Here is a 16040-nt window from a genome sequence, read left to right as displayed (position 1 = left end):
ATGGCGCAGGAGCGCAGGATGACAATGTCGACGCCGACCCTGAGCATTCGTGTCGCTGACGAATGCTTCGAGGATTACATCCTCAACAGCGAATTCACCTTCATGGTCAGCGGCTATGCCCAGGTGCAACTTGGCCAGCCCGTGGCGCAATGGCGCATCGACCCGGTCGAACCCTATCTGAAGAATTACGGCATCGATTCCGAAGAGTTCTGCAACTACCGCGACGCTGCCGACAGCACCGTACTGGTGGCCTGGCTGGACGAAGAACCGGTGGGGCACATCGTTATCAGCAAGCACTGGAACGGTTTTGCGCACATCGACGAGCTGGCAGTGGACGCGACCGCGCGGCGCAACGGCATCGCCCGCAAGTTGCTCGACGTGGCGCAGTTCTGGAGCCGCAAACACCATTTGCCGGGGATCATGCTGGAAACCCAGAACAACAATCTGGCCGCTTGCAAGCTGTACGAGGGATATGGATTCGTGGCGGGAGGTGTGGATTATCTGCGCTACCGCGCCATTGATCCGACGACCGAAGAAGCAGCGATATTCTGGTATTTGATGCTTGGCGACGAGGTCGCCGGTTGAAGGCTGCAAGCCTCACGTGGTGCGCAGCATTGGGTGGCGGCTTGCAGCGGCGGTTCAGCTGACCCGGGTCAGTTTGATTCCCGATTGCAGCAGTTCGAATTCGTCGCCGCCCAAATGGTTGACGCGGTCGCCAATGGCCAGGCGATAGGTGGAAACGGGCTCCTTGCCGTCAGCCTCATCGGGCTGTGATTCACGGAATTCATGCACCGGGTAGATACGGCCTTCCGCATCTCTGGCATGAAACTGCCCAACTAGAACTGAAGCCATTTGCTTTGTAACCTCTGGAAATAACTGCTCGTTTTCGCTCGCATCGTAACACTGCAAGCCGATGATCCGCGTCCGCTTGTAAGGTAATTCTGTCAGGCGGGTCGGTACCTTCGTCGCTCAAGGCTCTCAGACCGCCGTTTTGAAGGGTAGTTTTCGGACGCCGGAAAAATAGTCGCGACCAACGGTATGAAGACCGAAGAAGCAAGAAGGAAGAACATCGGCTGATTCGATGATTCGCAACTGAAAAACAGCGGGGAATGTTTCGCGTCTTTCATCTATAACTGTGCATTCCTACAACAGAAGAAGGTCAGCTTCATGAGCCAGGTTCATTCGATTGCAGTGATTGTCGGCAGCTTGCGCAAAGACTCCCTCAACCGCAAAGTGGCCCGCGCACTCGCCGAGCTCGCACCGCCCAGCCTGAAACTGAGCATCGTCGAAATCGGCGATTTGCCGCTGTACAACGAAGACATCGACCTTGACTCCCCACCGGCCGCCTACACCGCGTTCCGTCAGGCCCTGCAAGGCGCAGACGGCTTTCTGTTCGTGACTCCCGAATATAACCGTTCAGTACCAGGCGCATTGAAGAACGCCATCGACGTGGGCTCGCGGCCGTACGGCAAAAGTTCGTGGGGCAAGGCCAAGCCTGCCGCGGTGGTCAGCGTCTCGCCTGGCGCCATCGGTGGTTTCGGCGCCAACCAGCACTTGCGTCAGAGCTTCGTGTTCCTCGACGTACTGTGCATGCAGCAGCCCGAGGCGTATCTGGGCAACGCCGGCACGTTCTTCGACGAGCAAGGCAAACTGAGTGAAAAGACCCGGCCGTTCTTGCAAGGCATCATCGACGCTTTTGCAGCGCACGTGGCGCGTACCGTCAAGGCCGTATGAGCCGGCCAAAACGGCCGTAGCGGCCCTTCCAGTCAACCCCAAATTGCCGTGGCTTTGTGCAGCGTTATGTAACGCAGCCACCGGCAGATTTCTCCGTAGGCTCCTTGCCTTTCTTGCCCCGACCGGTCGATTGCCGGGCGGGGCTGTTTGTGCATGAGGAGCTCTAATGTCCACCGCAATAGCCGATTACTTTCACACCACGGCGCTCAGGAAGCGCTTCACCGATGATGTCGAAGCCGCGCTTCTGGCCGGCGCGCTGAATGCTGACGAGCGACAGTGGCTGCTGTCGCTGAACCATCGCCCGACCCCCGATAATCCTGACCCAGTGCGGGTCGACCGCCTGCTGTTCGATGACGGACGCGCTGCGCCTTTCGACATGTCCACCGCGAGGATGCTCAGTCATACGACTGCCACCCATCCGCGCGTGTACGTGCACAGCCTGGCGGCCGGCCTGGAATCCTTCACCGATCGCCGCGCGCTGCTGGTCGCCCTGTCGGCGCGTTTTGCCGAAGGCCAGGCAAACGCTCCGTTCGAGTACGAGCGAATCGAAACGGATCCGTTTCAGGCGCAGATGTTCGCGATTCTGGATGCGCAGGCCCAGACCGTGAGTCAGCTGACCGGGCAACTCAAAGGCATGCCGTTTCTGATCAATGCCACCACGGCGGCGCTCGAACGAACCTTGACCAAGACCTTGCCCCTGCGCGAGCAAAACCCGGCAACGCATCTTTTGCAGATCGTCCAGACCGCGTCCGGCGACAATCCGGAGCGGGTGCTGGCAACGCAGTCTTTGGCCCAGTGCGCGTTCGATGACTACTGCAAGAACGGCCTGATGGAGGGGATCGAGCGACGTTTTCTCGATGTCGATGGGCGCGTCGTGGATGCAGAAGAGGCGGCGCGACTGGCGCAGGCGCTGAGTGATTCGGTGGGGCTGGTTGCCGCGCAGTTTGGCGAACTGCTCGACTCATTCTGGCTAGACACAAGAGAGGGCGTGCAGAGTCGACGCGACCTGGCCGTCGCGAACTTCAACAACAGCGTTGTTCACGCGCTCTATCGCTGTCAGCAGAGTGGTCAGCTCACGCCGGAGGAGTTCAAGGCGCTGCGGCCGCTCCTGCAATCGCTCGTTGGCACGCTGCCCCACGGGTACGGCGTGCAATGTCAGCGGCTGTCGATCCGCGCAGGCAGTGGCACGCGCCATGCGTTGGCAGCCACGTTCGTCTTGCGCCTCGGGCTGTCGGGCGACAGCGCGGTCTGGTGGTTCACGCCAGCGCAAAGCCTGCACCGCTTCAATGATCCCGTGTCCTTCGGCGCCCACCTGAACAGTGCGCCGGGGCGTGAGCAGCTGCGTGGGGCGCTGGCCATCGAGCAGCAGTCGCTGCTGACCGGCAGCGATGCGTTGAACGTCACGCTCGAAGACATCACGGGGGCGGTATTCGCTGACCGTGTTGATTCGATCATCGCCTTGCAGCAAGCCAACCTTGCTTATGCAGCGCGCTTGTCGAATGCCCCGGATGCGATGTCATCGATGTTCGACGATGCACTGGACGTGCGTGCCTTGCTCGACCCGCGCCTGTTGCCGTTCGGCAGCGGTCGCTGGCGTCAGGCGGCACCTTTCGATTTTACCGGGATCTGGCAGTTCGATGCCGAGGGCCAGGCGCTGGTCGCCGTTTCGCCGCCGGATGAGGAAGATGGGCTCGCCGAGCAGGAAGACGACATCTCGCAAGCCTCCGCTCGGGCGATGTTCACCCCTTCATGGCGTGAGCAGACGCGGATCGCCGATTGGCTGGCCGGCGAGCTGCACGAGCAGAACCAGGGCTTGTACGAGTACGCCGAGCTGGCGTTGCAGCGCCGTCTGTGCGTGCTGACGCCACTGGCGGTCAGGGCCGGAGGGGTCAGTGTGCAATGGCGGGAAGCCGCAGCCGGGGCCGATGGGCTGGAGGGCGCGAACATCGCCACGGCGACGATAACGCGCACGTCGGATCTGCTGTCGTTGCTGCTGGAGCGCGTCAGCGGGCTGCGTCCGACAACGGTTGGCCTGTCGGGCTTGACGTATTCGCCTGCGGCGGTCGCCCGGGCACTGTCCGGCGAAGGTGTGCTCGAGCATGTGCTCGAGCGCGCTGCACAGGACTTTACCGCGTCGTACCTCGGTTATTTCCGGCAGTCAAAGACCTCCATGGCCCGGACGAATGACAGGCATTGGCAGCCGGTTATCGTGGCGACTAACTTGCGCCACGACACCGCGCGTATCGACCTTGCGCTGGCCGAGCGTCTGGCGAGCATCGCGCCGGCCGGCGTGGGTATCGCGCGGCAGGTGCTGGACCGTCCCGTGCGCGCTCAGCGAATCGACAGCCCAGGCCCGACCACCGAGGTGTTTTCGATTTCGCTGCTGTACGGCAGTCAAGCGGTGGCTCAGCTCAGTGACACGATGGTGGTGTCGCAACCGGCTCAGACCGGCGCCGGGCTGATGCTTTGGAGCAGCCTGCACGGCTGGCGGCATTATCGTTCCCTCGAACATCTGCAAACGCGACTGCAAGCGCATTTTCACGGACGCTACAGCGAGTTATGGCTGGGATTGGTGGGCGAAACGCAGCGCGCTCCGTTGCGCGTGCATCTGCACAAAGCCACCGACAGCTCGTTGCGCCTGCGCCTGGATCGGGTCGACGGACACGCCTTCGAAGCATTGCAGGGCGGCGTCCTGCGCAGGCAAGAGCTGAATCTGCAAGCGCTGTGCGAACGTGCCGTGCGCTGCCGCTTTGACGCGCGGTTGTTCCTGGGCCTGGCGAGCGCCGCGCAAGTGGACGAACAGTTGGACGGTATGCTCGACGGCCTGTCTCTGGGCATCAGCCGCACCTTGTTCGAGGCCATGCTCCCGCCTTGGCTGACCGCGGCCTCACTCGACCAGTTGTTTGTCTACGTGGAACTCTGGCGCCGTTTGTATCGGGCGAGCGAAGGCGGGGAAGATTTCCTCTTCGGCATTCCCTCGCTGTTCGAGTTCGCCCACGCGCAATTGGTGGCCCAGCTCAAACTGGATTTCATCGACCAGACGCTCGATCCCGACCTGATCACGGTGACCGCCCGACATTTCGTTGCCGCGCCAGTGCTGGCGGGGCAGACGCCGTCAGGGATACCGGCGGCGACCATCATTCGCAAGGAGTCGCTGACCGAATACTCGGCCAATCGCTTCGTCGACCTGCAAGACGCCGTGCTGAGCATCGACTCGGTCGAGCAGGCCGAAGCGGCCAAGTTGCTGACTCCGGATTACCTGCGCAAGCTGGTCAGAAAGCTCGATGTCGGCGCAGGCTTCATGACTTTGCTGCGTGACGGTCTGAATCAGGACGGCGCTGACTACGCGCGTCGCCAGCGGCTGTTCATCAATCAGTTGCCCACGATGATGCAGGTCGTTGCCTATCAACTGAAACTGGAAAAATCCCTGAGCGACACCGCGTTTCAATTCATCGCTCAGGTCGGTGACATGCCCGACGGCATCGCCCGGGAACCTGTAGGTGACACCCGCGTCATCATCAGCCCGTTGCAACTGGTCGCCGATGCGGGGATGAGCCCTGACCGATGCCTGGGCCTCTACCTCATCGGGTCGGCGGATGCGCAAGCGGGGCCCGTTATTTTGTATGCGTTGCAAAATTCCGGCTTTACCTTTCGCGAATTCGACAGCCGCGATGCAGTGGTCCAGGCCATTCGGACGGAGACCGAACTTCAGTCGCTGCTGCTGGCGCGCATGGACCCCGACGTGCGCAAGCGCTACGACAATGGCGGGTTCAACGAGCCGCATTTGCCGTTCTACGCCGCGAGCATGGGTGATGTGCCGCTGCGCAAGCCTGGCCCCGTGACCCTGGCCGTGGAGGAGGTGCGCGGCAATGCGCTGCTGATGCTGTTCACGGACACCTGTGAGTTGCTCCTGGACATCGGCATGAGCAATTCGGTGACGACGCTTGAAGCCGACGCGGCGTCCAGACGTTTTCTCATGACGCTGGGCATGGAACAGGCACTGAGCCTGTTGCCTGGCAAACTCGCGGCACTGGTGTCGCTGTGGCAGAGCCACTCGCTGGTGCGGGCATCCTTCAATTCGGCTTCCGGAAAACGCTGGGGCGAGGCGTTGTCGGAGTTTTCCGCGGCGCTGGGTGTGATGGCGACCGCCCGTGGCCAGGCGCTGGATGAACAGGTCAGAGAAGAACTGGCGTCCGACCAGCCGCATACGGCAAGGGTCACGGAAGAGGAAAAGGCGGCGACCAACCTTGGCTGGTCCGGCGCAAACCTGTCGGGCGAGCAATTGCGGCGCCTGCAAGCGCTGGAAGTGAAAAACGTCGCGCTCAACGATCTGCGTCGCGACGAGTTGCTGAGCCTGTACCGCGACCCGCGCAGCGATGCCACCTACGCCGCAGTGAACGGACGCATCTATCGGGTCTCGCGCAACGACCGGGAAGGACGCTGGATGATCGTCGGCAGCGATGGCGCGGCGGGACCGCGACTGACCCTCGACGACGACCAGCGCTGGCAGATGGATCTGAGCGTTGGCCTTAAAGGTGGCGGAGGTTTCGTCAGCCGGCTTCGCGAACGTTATACGACCGTCGATGCGAGCGACGTCATGGTGATCGAAGCCGAGGGCATGCCGCAGATTCGCGCGCTGTTTCGTGACAAGGCGCGACGCATCGGTCAGGCGCATTTGCGCGCCAAGCGCTACCTTGAAACGTGCCTGGACAATCTCAATGCGCATCAGCGCACAGAACCGCTGGACCCGCGCGTGGCCGCGATTCTCACTGAGTTCTACGGCACCCGCACGCTCGACCGGCCGTTGCTGGAGCGAACCGAGCAGGCGATCAAGGCGCTGTTCAACGCGCTCATGGACGCTTCGCTGGCGCCATTCTCGTCGTCGCGTTTCGTCGTCGGCACCAACCGGCCCGGTGCCCAGACCACCATCGGTTTTGTGTACAAGACCGACCCGCAGAAGCGAATCTTTCTGACCGAGTGCTTCTTTCAGGTGCCGGCGTATCGGCTCAATGCCCGCGCCGCCGCGGAAGGGTTCGATCTGGGGCCGCATTACCGCGCTGCCACCTTGCTCCACGAGTTGTCCCACTTGGCGCTGAACACGCACGACATCGCGTATCTGGAGAGCTCGGCGCCGTATGCGGACCTGATCGCGGAGGACGACGCGAGCAATGTCCGATTGAAAGCGGATATCGAGCGTTTTCAGACCCGCGAGCTGTCCGGCCAGAGCGATCGCCGGGCGCTGTTTCTGATGCTCGACGGCGGGCAATGGCGCGACATCGGGCCGGACGACAATCGGGGTTACGATACGATATTGGCGCTGACCGAATCAGAGAGTCTGGACGAGGCCCGGCATGTGTTTCTGACGGATGTGGCTAAACGCAGTCAGGTCATGCTCAGCAATGCCGACTCGTTGACGCTGCTGATTCTGCGGCTCGGGCGGCGCAATTTCGTGGTGCCGACGCCTGAGGCTTCGGCACCACAGCCCGGTCAGAGCGCGTAGTTGCGCAGCTCGCGGGCGATGAGCAGGCGCTGGATCTCACTGGAGCCTTCGTAGATCTGAGTGATACGCGCGTCCCGGTAGAATTTCTCTACCGGGTAGTCCTCCAGATAGCCGTAGCCGCCGTGAATCTGTACCGCTTTGGAACAGACCCACTCGGCCATTTCCGAGGCGAACAGCTTGGCTTGCGACGCCTCCGACAGACAGGGCTTGCCCGCCGTGCGCAAGCGTGCGGCGTGCAGCACCAGCAGACGTGAGGCATTGATGCGCGTGTGCATGTCGGCCAGCAGGTTGGAAATGCTCTGGTGCTCGATGATCGGCTTGTCGAACTGCACCCGCTCGCGGGCATACGCCAGCGCCGCTTCGAACGCGGCGCGCGCGATACCCAGCGCCTGGGCGGCAATGCCGATCCGGCCGCCCTCCAGATTGGACAGGGCGATTGCCAGGCCTTTGCCGCGTTCGCCCAGCAGGTTGTCGGCAGGGATGCGGCATTCGTTCAGGGTCACCGCGCAGGTGTCCGAAGCGCGAATGCCCATCTTGTGTTCCATGCGGTCGACGCGGTAGCCGGGGTTGTCGGTGGGCACCAGAAAAGCCGACAGACCCCGTTTGCCCAGCTGCGGATCGGTCACCGCAAAGACGATGGCGAGCTGCGCGCGCTTGCCGTTGCTGACAAACTGCTTGGCGCCGTTGAGCACCCATTGGCCGTCCTTGAGTTCGGCACGGGTGCGCAGGTTATGGGCTTCGGAACCGGCGTGGGGTTCGGTCAGGCAAAAACAGCCGATGGCCTTGCCGCTGGCCAGCTTCTCGAGCCACTGCTGCTTTTGCGACTCGCTGCCGTAATTGAGGATCGGCCCACAGCCCACCGAGCTGTGCACGCTCATCAAGGTGCCGGTCGCAGCGTCGGCGGCGGAGATTTCTTCCACCGCCAGGGCGTACGCCACGTAGTCGATGTACGTGCCGCCCCATTGCTCCGGCACGATCATCCCCAGCAGGCCCAGCTCGCCGAGTTTGTCGACCAGATCGTCGTCGATCCAGCCGGCTTTCTCCCAGGCGTGGGCATGGGGAGCGATTTCATTGCGCGCAAATTCCCGCGCCATGTCGCGGATCATTACCTGTTCTTCGGTCAGTTCGAGATCTTGCATAGGTCACGCCTCATGACCGCTGAAAAAACTCGCCACATGCTCGGCCTCGAGGCTCTGCACAGTGGACGGGTTCCATTGCGGTTTCTTGTCTTTATCAACGATCAGGGCACGTACGCCCTCGATCAGGTCGCCCCGTTCGAACCATTGTCGATCAAGGTGTAACTCCAGATCGAAGCAGGTCTCGAGCGGCAGGTGACGACCACGCCGCAGCAACTCCAGCGTGACCGCCATCGCCAGCGGCGAACGGGTGTTCATCAGGTTAGCGGTATCGACGGCCCAGCGGTGGCTGTCGATGACGTTCACCTGCAGCAGCTGTTCGATAATGCTGGGGATATCCGGAAGCGCGAAAAAATGATCAATGGCCGGGCGCAACTTCGCAAGCGGCGGCTCGGGCAATTGCTGCACCGCCAGTTTCGCCAGTGCGCCTTGCAGATCCTTGAGCGGCGTCAGGCTCCACTTCAGCAGGTCAAGCTGACGATCCAGTTCATCGAGCCGGGCGCTGTCGATGCACCAGTCCGCCAGGCCGCAGTACAGCGCGTCTGCCGCCTGAATCTGCACGCCGGTCACGCCCAGATAAATGCCCAGTTCGCCTGGGACGCGGGGCAGGAAATAACTGCCACCGACGTCAGGGAAATAGCCGATGGCCACTTCCGGCATCGCCAGACGGCTGCGTTCGGTGACCACGCGCAGGTCAACGCCTTGCGCCAGCCCCATGCCGCCGCCCAGCACGAACCCGTCCATCAGCGCCATGACCGGTTTGCGGTAATGATGCAGGGTGAGGTCCAGCGCGTATTCTTCGGCGAAGAAGTCCAGATGTTCGGTGTGACCGCCTTTGAAGCTGTCGTATATCGAGCGAATGTCGCCACCGGCGCAGAACGCTTTCTCGCCAGCGCCGCGCAAGACCACGGCATAGACTTTCTCGTCCCGCGCCCATGCGTCCAGCTGGTATTGCAGCTGGCGAACCATGTCCAGGTCGATGGCATTCAAGCCCTGCGGGCGGTTGAGGGTGATGTGACCGATATGATTGCGTACTTCGGACAGAACGGTGTCGCAGGCCGGTTGGCCTGAAGACTGGGCCGATACTACCTGTGCCGTCATCGCTGACTCCCTGTTACTTTTTGTTTTGCTCATTCATCGGCCGAAAACGGCCGTGATCCGTGAGGGTGCTCACGGATGCTAACAGCGCAATTTTGCAAATGACAATGAAGAATCCTGCAGCGCCGTTGTGCAGTAATGCATGGCCATTTGCCTGATTTCCCAGGGCGCACGGCAGCCGACTGAGGTTTGCACCCATGACCAAGCGGGGAAGGGGCTGTGACGTCAGTGCAACAACGACGGGACGACGCTGCGCAGACTTTGCAGTGCCAATGAATGACGCTGCGCCTTGGCCAGTAACGAAAAAGGCGACCGGATGGTCGCCTTTCGTTGATCTTCAAGGCCTGCCGTGACCAGCATGCCTGGCACGCCGTTCGCGAATCATGCCTGCAGGCTGAACAACGCCACCTCGGGCGCATCGCTCACCCAGTGCTCACTGACCGTCCAGCCCGCCCGTGCCGCCAGATCGGTGAAGGACTGCACGGTGAACTTGTGCGAGTTCTCCGTGTGCAAACGCTCACCGGCAGCGAAACGGAAGCTGTGCCCGGCCACGCTCACCACCTGTTCCTGGCGGCTGACCAGATGCATTTCCATGCACGCCTGTTGCGCATTCCAAACGGCCAGATGGTCGAACGCATCGACGTTGAAGTCGGCGTTCAATTCGCGATTGATTCGCGTCAGCAGGTTTTTGTTGAAGCGCGCCGTCACGCCTTCGGCATCGTCGTACGCCGCTACCAGCGTGTCGGCATCTTTGACCATGTCGACGCCAACGATGAAGTGCGCGTTTTCGCCCAGCACGTCGTGGGCGGCGTGAAGGAAATCCACCGCCTGCTGATCGGTGAAGTTGCCGATCGTCGAGCCGGGAAAGAAGCCGACGCGCGTGTGGCCATCGGCTTCCTTGGGCAAGGTCAGGACTCGGGTGAAATCATCCACCTGCGGCGCGACGGTCAGTGTCGGGTATTGCTGGCGTAGCGACTGCGCGGCCTTGTTCAGCGCCGTGGCGCTGATGTCGATCGGCACGTAGACGGCGATGTGCGGGGCCGCGTCCAGCACCAGTCGGGTCTTTTCGCTGGCGCCGCTGCCGAACTCCACCAGCGCCGCGCCTTCGGGAATCGTCGCGGCGATCTGCCCGGCGATGCGCGTCAGCAGTCCGGTTTCGGCGCGAGTAGGGTAGTACTCGGCGGTCTCACAGATGGCCTCGAACAGGTCGGAGCCTGCCGCATCGTAGAAGTATTTTGGCGACAGGCTTTTCGCCGGCGCTGACAGCCCGGCCAGCACGTCGCGGGCGAACTCGCTGTCGTGGGGATTGACCACGCCGGGTTGGCGGCTGTCCCGTGCCAGGCGCAGGCCAGCCACCATCCAGCGCTTGTCCGGCTGAAAAAAGTTGCGGTAGGTCAGTCGGCAATGATTCGGCGAGGTCACGCTGGCGCCGCCACGCAGGACCATCTGATTGATCATGAACTTGCCGTTGTATTCACCCACAGCGCCTGCGGAGGGTTTGAAGCCCGGGTAGGCGCTGTAGGCGCTTTGTGTCCATTGCCAGGCGACGCTGTCCACTTGTTCCAGCAGGCCGGCGCGCGCGGCGGCTTCCCACTCAGCCTCAGTGGGCAGACGCGCATCGGCCCACGTCGCGAACGCCGCCGCTTCGTAATAGCTGATGTGAGTGACCGGGGCAGCTGGATCGATGTCTTCCAGCCCGCGCAGGCTCATGCGCTTCCAGCCGTTGTCGTCGTGGTACCAGTACAGCGGAGCGTTCCAGCCGTTTTCCTGTATCAACGTCCAGCCTTCGGACAGCCAGAGCGCGGCCGTGTGATAACCGCCGTCGGCAATGAAGCTCAGCCATTCGCCGTTGGTGACCAGGCGATCGCTGATTTCGAAAGACTGCAGATACGTGGTGTGGCGTGGACCTTCGTGATCGAAGGCGAAGCCGCTGCCGTCATGACCGATCTGCGTCAGGCCCGCGCTCAGCGGCTTGAACCGCCCGCGGCGACCGCCAGCGTCTTTCGGCCAGCGCGGGCTGTAGGCCGGCTTGAGCGAGGACAGGCTGAACAGGTGCAGGATGTCCATCAGCAGCAGTTCCTGATGCTGCTCTTCGTGGGCCAGCCCCAGCTCGATCAGGCTCGCCATGTCATCGGACACCTCAGTCATCAGCAACGCTGCCATGTGCTCATCGACATGTTTGCGGTACGCCAGCACCTGATCGACGCTGGGCCGCGTCATCAGGCCGCGCTGCGGGCGCGGATGACGGGGGCCGACGGCCTCGTAATAGGAGTTGAAGAGGTAGCCGAAGGTCGGGTCGAACGGGGTGTAATCGTCGACGTTCGGTGCCAGCAGGAAGGTCTCGAAGAACCAGGTGGTGTGCGCCATGTGCCACTTGGCCGGACTGGCGTCGGGCATCGACTGCACGACCATGTCTTCGGCGCTGAGCGGCTCGACCAGATGTTCGGTACGGTCGCGAACCGTTTGATAGCGCTGATACAGCACGTGGGTGACAGGGGTGTCGCGTAGCTGGCGTGAATGGCGCGTCATCGGGCGTTCTCCGGAGTTTGCCGACGCCCGGTGGGCTGATTTCCATGCAGCCAGGCGGTACGGCTTTCCTGCATTCTTCTCATGACCGGGCCGCAACAGCGCTGTTGCAGCCCGGATTCGTGTTGCCAAAGCGGTGGAGCGACAGGGCGGTGGACTGCTTCGACGTCGAATCAATGAACTTCGAGGGTCACTTTGTCGGGGTAAAACGCGACATGGCCTTCGATTTCCTTGACCGACGGATACGCCTGTTCGTAGGTCCAGACAGCGTTTTCAGCGACCTCGCCATTGGCGTTGAGGCTGAAATAACTGGCGTCGCCCTTGTAAGGGCAATGGGTTCGATGCTCGGATCGCGTGTAATGTTCAATCGAAATATCCGAACGCGGGATGTATATAACCGCAGGGTATGAAGCCTCTTTGAGTTCCAGCGCTTTGTCGCTTTGCGCCACGCGCACGCCCTTGAACTGGACGGTGACGCGCCCAGTGACCGGCGCGATGGTGATGGGGTGATCAGGACCTGGGATTTTCATGGCGATGACTCCTTTTATTCACAGGGATCGAGTCGACCGTTCAGGCACCATACCTGCGGACAGATGGCCGAGGTGAACAGCCAGTGTAGTATTCGCCCGACGCCGGGAACGAGCGTATTACAAACGGGCCTTTGAATGCTGGGGCTCATATTATTGTGTTTCCGGGCATCTGCACGGCGCTCGCGCCGCGTGGCTGACCAACGGAGCTCGCGCAACGGACTGCGTTTGTTGTTTTGACCTGCCGCCGCGACTGTCGAAAGCCTGAACCTGAGGCGCCACTGACAGTCGCAACAGAGGCGCCGGCGTACCACGCACGGGGCCTTTTAACGTCAGAACTGGCCATGCCAGCGTGAATGAGTCAGTTTTCGGGGGCACACATGAACGACTTATCCAGCCTGCTCGAGGCGCTCGATGTCGCGCAGTCCGGGCAGCAGGAAGCGGTGATCGCCACGGTGGTCAAGGTCGAGGGTTCGGCCTATCGCCGTCCGGGCGCGCGCATGATCATCATGCCGATGGGCGAGGCCACAGGCACCGTCAGCGGCGGTTGTCTGGAAAGCGATGTCAGCAAAAAAGCCTGGTGGCTGACCGCAACCGGCAAGCCTTCGATGCGCAGCTACACCACCGGCGAAGACGACGATGAGCTCGAGGACGCCGAGCTGAGTTTCGGTCTGGGCTGCAACGGTACGGTGCACATCCTGTTCGAGCGCATCCACCCTCAGACACCGAGTCTGGTGGTGGATGTCCTGCGTGCGGTCAAGGCCAGCGGCCGCGATGCCGCGCTGGCGACGGTGATCGGCTCGGCCAGCGAGCGTCATGTGGCGTTGGGTGAGCGAGTGGCCATTTCGCCGTCCAGCGGTGTGCAGGTGCAGATGCGCGAGCGCTGGCTGGCAGCGGCCATTGCCGAGGATCTGCAAACGGTGCTGGATGTCCGCCGCTCGGCAACGAGCACCTACGAAGGCCCGGACGGGCCGGTCGAAGTCCTGCTCGAATACATCGCCGCGCCTCGCCGTCTGGTGGTGTTTGGCGCTGGCCATGACGCCATGCCGCTGGTGAACATGGCGAGGGTGCAGGGCTGGCACATCAGCGTGATCGATGCCCGCAGTCACTTTGCCCGGCCGCAACGTTTTCCCGACGCTGACGATGTGCTGGCGTTGCCGCTGGAGCCGTTGCCGGCACTGGCGACCCTGGTGGAAGACGCGGCGGTCGTGGTCATGACCCACAGCCTGACGCAGGACCGCCACTGGCTCGGGCAAGTTTTGCAGCACGCGCCGCGCTACATCGGGCAATTGGGCCCGCGCAGTCGCACTGAGCGGCTGCTGGACGAGTTGCCGCCATCGCTGCGCGACACCGATGCGTTTGCGCGGCTGCATTACCCGGTCGGGCTGGATCTGGGCGGCGATGCACCCCACAGCGTGGCGCTGTCGATTCTTTCCGAGGTCAATGCGGTGTTCAACGGCCGCGCCGGCGGCATGCTCAAACACCGTCAGGCCAGTATTCACGCCGTGGACGTGACGCTCGATGCACAAGAGCCTCGTGTGAAGATGATCGGATAGTCCCGACGCGACCTTCCAGCCCGCCGCGCCTCGGTGCGTCGGGCTGCACACGCCGTTTTCAGGCGCATGCCTGCAGCACAGCCATGGGCAAAGTCTGAAGAAGTGGCGCCCGCCACAAAGTCGCTAGAATCAATTGCGTTGGTCACGCCCGTCGAAAGCCTGACGTGAGCTTTCGGCGCGACAAATGTTCGTTGACGCTGCGTGAGCTGACCGTCTCGTGAGTAATATCGTTCTGCCCATGGTCTCAGCACGGAATCCACCAGGTCCGCTCGATGAACGACAAGTACACACCCCACGACTGGGCGCCTCATGAGCGACCGACGCTGCCCGGTTCTCCCTCAACGCCCCTGCATCCGGTGTCCAAGCGCTGGGCGTTCGCGATCGTCGGGGTCATCGTCGCGCTGACCGGAGGACTGGGCAATGCGCTGGTGGTCGCCAACCTTCAATACCTGCAGGGCGCGCTGGGCGCGACGCAGGCGGAGATTGCCTGGCTGCCCGCCGCGTATGTCATGACCAACGTCTCGATGAACCTGCTGCTGGTCAAGTTCCGTCAGCAGTTCGGGTTGCGCGCCTTCACCGAAGTGTTTCTGGTGTTGTATGCCCTGGTCACCTTCGGCCATCTGTTCGTCAATGACATCGAATCGGCCATCGCCGTGCGCGCCGCTCACGGCATGGTGGGGGCAGCGCTCAGTTCGCTGGGTCTGTACTACATGATTCAGGCTTTTCCGCAGAAATGGCGAATGAAAGCGCTGGTGCTCGGCCTCGGCACGGCGCAACTGGCGACGCCGCTGGCGCGCCTGGTGTCGGAAGACTTGCTGCAGATCGCCGAGTGGCGTGGCCTGTATCTGTTCGAGCTGGGCATGTGTCTGCTTTCCCTGGGCTGCGTGCTGATCCTCAAGCTGCCGCCGGGCGATCGCTTTAAAGCGTTCGAAAAACTCGACTTCCTGACCTTCGCGCTGCTCGCCTCAGGCTTCGCCGCGTTGTGTGCGGCGCTGTCGCTGGGGCGGATCGAATGGTGGCTGGAAGAGCCCTGGATCGGCATTGCGCTGGCGTCATCGATCGTGTTGATTCTCGCCGGGCTGGCGATCGAACATAACCGCACCCGCCCGCTGCTGATTACCCGGTGGCTGGGCAGCGGACGAATGATCCGCTTCGCCATGGGCGTGCTGCTGACGCGCATCGTGCTGTCGGAGCAGTCCACTGGCGCCGTGGGTTTTCTTCAGGGCATGAACCAGGGCACCGAGCAGTTGCATACCTTGTACTTCTTCATGCTGCTGGGCAGCGTCGCCGGGTTGTTGGTCAGTGCCATGACGATCAACCCGCAGCATCTGTTCAAGCCGCTGATCATCTCGCTGGCGCTGATGGCGATCGGTTCGACGATGGACAGTTTTTCCACCAGCCTGACCCGCGGCCCGCAGATGTATTTCAGCCAGTTTCTGCTGGCGTTCGGGGGGACCTTCTTTCTCGGCCCGACGCTGGTGCTGGGCATCAGCGGGGTGATCAGCAACCCGCGCAACATGGTCAGCTTTTCCGTGCTGTTCGGGATCACCCAGAACGTCGGCAGTCTGATCGGCTCGGCGCTGCTGGGCACTTTTCAGGTCTGGCGCGAGAAGTTTCACTCAGCGCACATCGTCGAGCACGTCACGCTCCTCAACGCGCAGGTCCAGTCGCGCCTGCAAAGCGCCAGCGGCGCGTACATTTCCGCCATCGCCGATCCGTCGGCACGCACCAATCAGGGCATTCGCTCGCTGGCCACGGCGGCCACGCGCGAGGCCAATACGCTGGCCTACAACGACGTCTTCATGCTGATTGCGCTGATCGCCGTGCTGACAGCGATCTGGATCACCAGCCGGGCAACCTGGCTGTGGATCACCACCGAGCCGGTCGCGCCTTTTACACCGGCGACGCCAGGCGCATCTCCCGTTCAACCTTCCGGTACTCCTTCTTCATGACTGAACCTGGC

The 16040-nt window shown here is 62.3% G+C and carries 10 protein-coding genes; 5 read left to right on the top strand and 5 right to left on the bottom strand.

Going from position 1 to position 16040, the window contains the following annotated elements; genetic code table 11:
- Positions 1 to 18 precede the first annotated feature (18 nt).
- Positions 19 to 585 carry a GNAT family N-acetyltransferase gene (locus QRN36_RS13545; RefSeq protein ID WP_285424493.1) on the top strand — a complete coding sequence of 189 codons (567 nt, stop codon included), beginning with the start codon at positions 19 to 21 and terminating at the stop codon, positions 583 to 585.
- Positions 586 to 639: 54 nt separating this feature from the next.
- Here QRN36_RS13545 and QRN36_RS13540 read toward each other — a convergent pair whose 3' ends face one another.
- Positions 640 to 852: a hypothetical protein gene (locus QRN36_RS13540; RefSeq protein ID WP_093462469.1), complete on the bottom strand. Its 213-nt coding sequence runs from the start codon at positions 850 to 852 to the stop codon at positions 640 to 642.
- Positions 853 to 1167: 315 nt separating this feature from the next.
- Here QRN36_RS13540 and QRN36_RS13535 point away from each other — a divergent pair, with 315 nt between their 5' ends.
- Together QRN36_RS13535 and QRN36_RS13530 are read left to right on the top strand one after the other, a co-directional pair.
- Complete coding sequence (locus QRN36_RS13535) at positions 1168 to 1734, top strand: NADPH-dependent FMN reductase (RefSeq protein WP_285424492.1); 567 nt, start codon at positions 1168 to 1170, stop codon at positions 1732 to 1734.
- Between the two features lie 166 nt (positions 1735 to 1900).
- Positions 1901 to 7234 carry a dermonecrotic toxin domain-containing protein gene (locus QRN36_RS13530; protein ID WP_285424491.1) on the top strand — a complete coding sequence of 1778 codons (5334 nt, stop codon included), beginning with the start codon at positions 1901 to 1903 and terminating at the stop codon, positions 7232 to 7234.
- Here QRN36_RS13530 and QRN36_RS13525 read toward each other — a convergent pair.
- The 4 genes from QRN36_RS13525 to QRN36_RS13510 form a co-directional block, all read right to left on the bottom strand.
- Positions 7222 to 8373, bottom strand: coding sequence for an acyl-CoA dehydrogenase family protein (locus tag QRN36_RS13525; RefSeq protein ID WP_285424490.1), 1152 nt, complete (start codon positions 8371 to 8373; stop codon positions 7222 to 7224). The genes QRN36_RS13530 and QRN36_RS13525 overlap by 13 nt on opposite strands.
- 3 nt (positions 8374 to 8376) lie before the next feature.
- Positions 8377 to 9471 (bottom strand): enoyl-CoA hydratase/isomerase family protein, encoded by a 1095-nt coding sequence (locus QRN36_RS13520; protein ID WP_285424489.1) that lies wholly within the window; start codon positions 9469 to 9471, stop codon positions 8377 to 8379.
- Between the two features lie 378 nt (positions 9472 to 9849).
- Positions 9850 to 11997, bottom strand: a complete 2148-nt coding sequence (gene egtB / locus QRN36_RS13515) for an ergothioneine biosynthesis protein EgtB (protein ID WP_285424488.1) — start codon at positions 11995 to 11997, stop codon at positions 9850 to 9852.
- A 170-nt stretch (positions 11998 to 12167) separates the two neighbouring features.
- Positions 12168 to 12524 carry a DUF427 domain-containing protein gene (locus tag QRN36_RS13510; RefSeq protein ID WP_285424487.1) on the bottom strand — a complete coding sequence of 119 codons (357 nt, stop codon included), beginning with the start codon at positions 12522 to 12524 and terminating at the stop codon, positions 12168 to 12170.
- Between the two features lie 377 nt (positions 12525 to 12901).
- Between QRN36_RS13510 and QRN36_RS13505 the strand changes: the two genes are divergently transcribed.
- Complete coding sequence (locus QRN36_RS13505; protein WP_285424486.1) at positions 12902 to 14077, top strand: XdhC family protein; 1176 nt, start codon at positions 12902 to 12904, stop codon at positions 14075 to 14077.
- Positions 14078 to 14349: 272 nt separating this feature from the next.
- Positions 14350 to 16029 (top strand): MFS transporter, encoded by a 1680-nt coding sequence (locus QRN36_RS13500; RefSeq protein WP_285424485.1) that lies wholly within the window; start codon positions 14350 to 14352, stop codon positions 16027 to 16029.
- Positions 16030 to 16040 lie beyond the last annotated feature (11 nt).

Source organism: Pseudomonas sp. efr-133-TYG-103a, from assembly GCF_030209235.1.
Lineage (GTDB): Bacteria > Pseudomonadota > Gammaproteobacteria > Pseudomonadales > Pseudomonadaceae > Aquipseudomonas.
The sequence above is the reverse complement of the archived record's forward strand: the minus strand, read 5'-3'. Positions and strand labels throughout refer to the sequence as shown.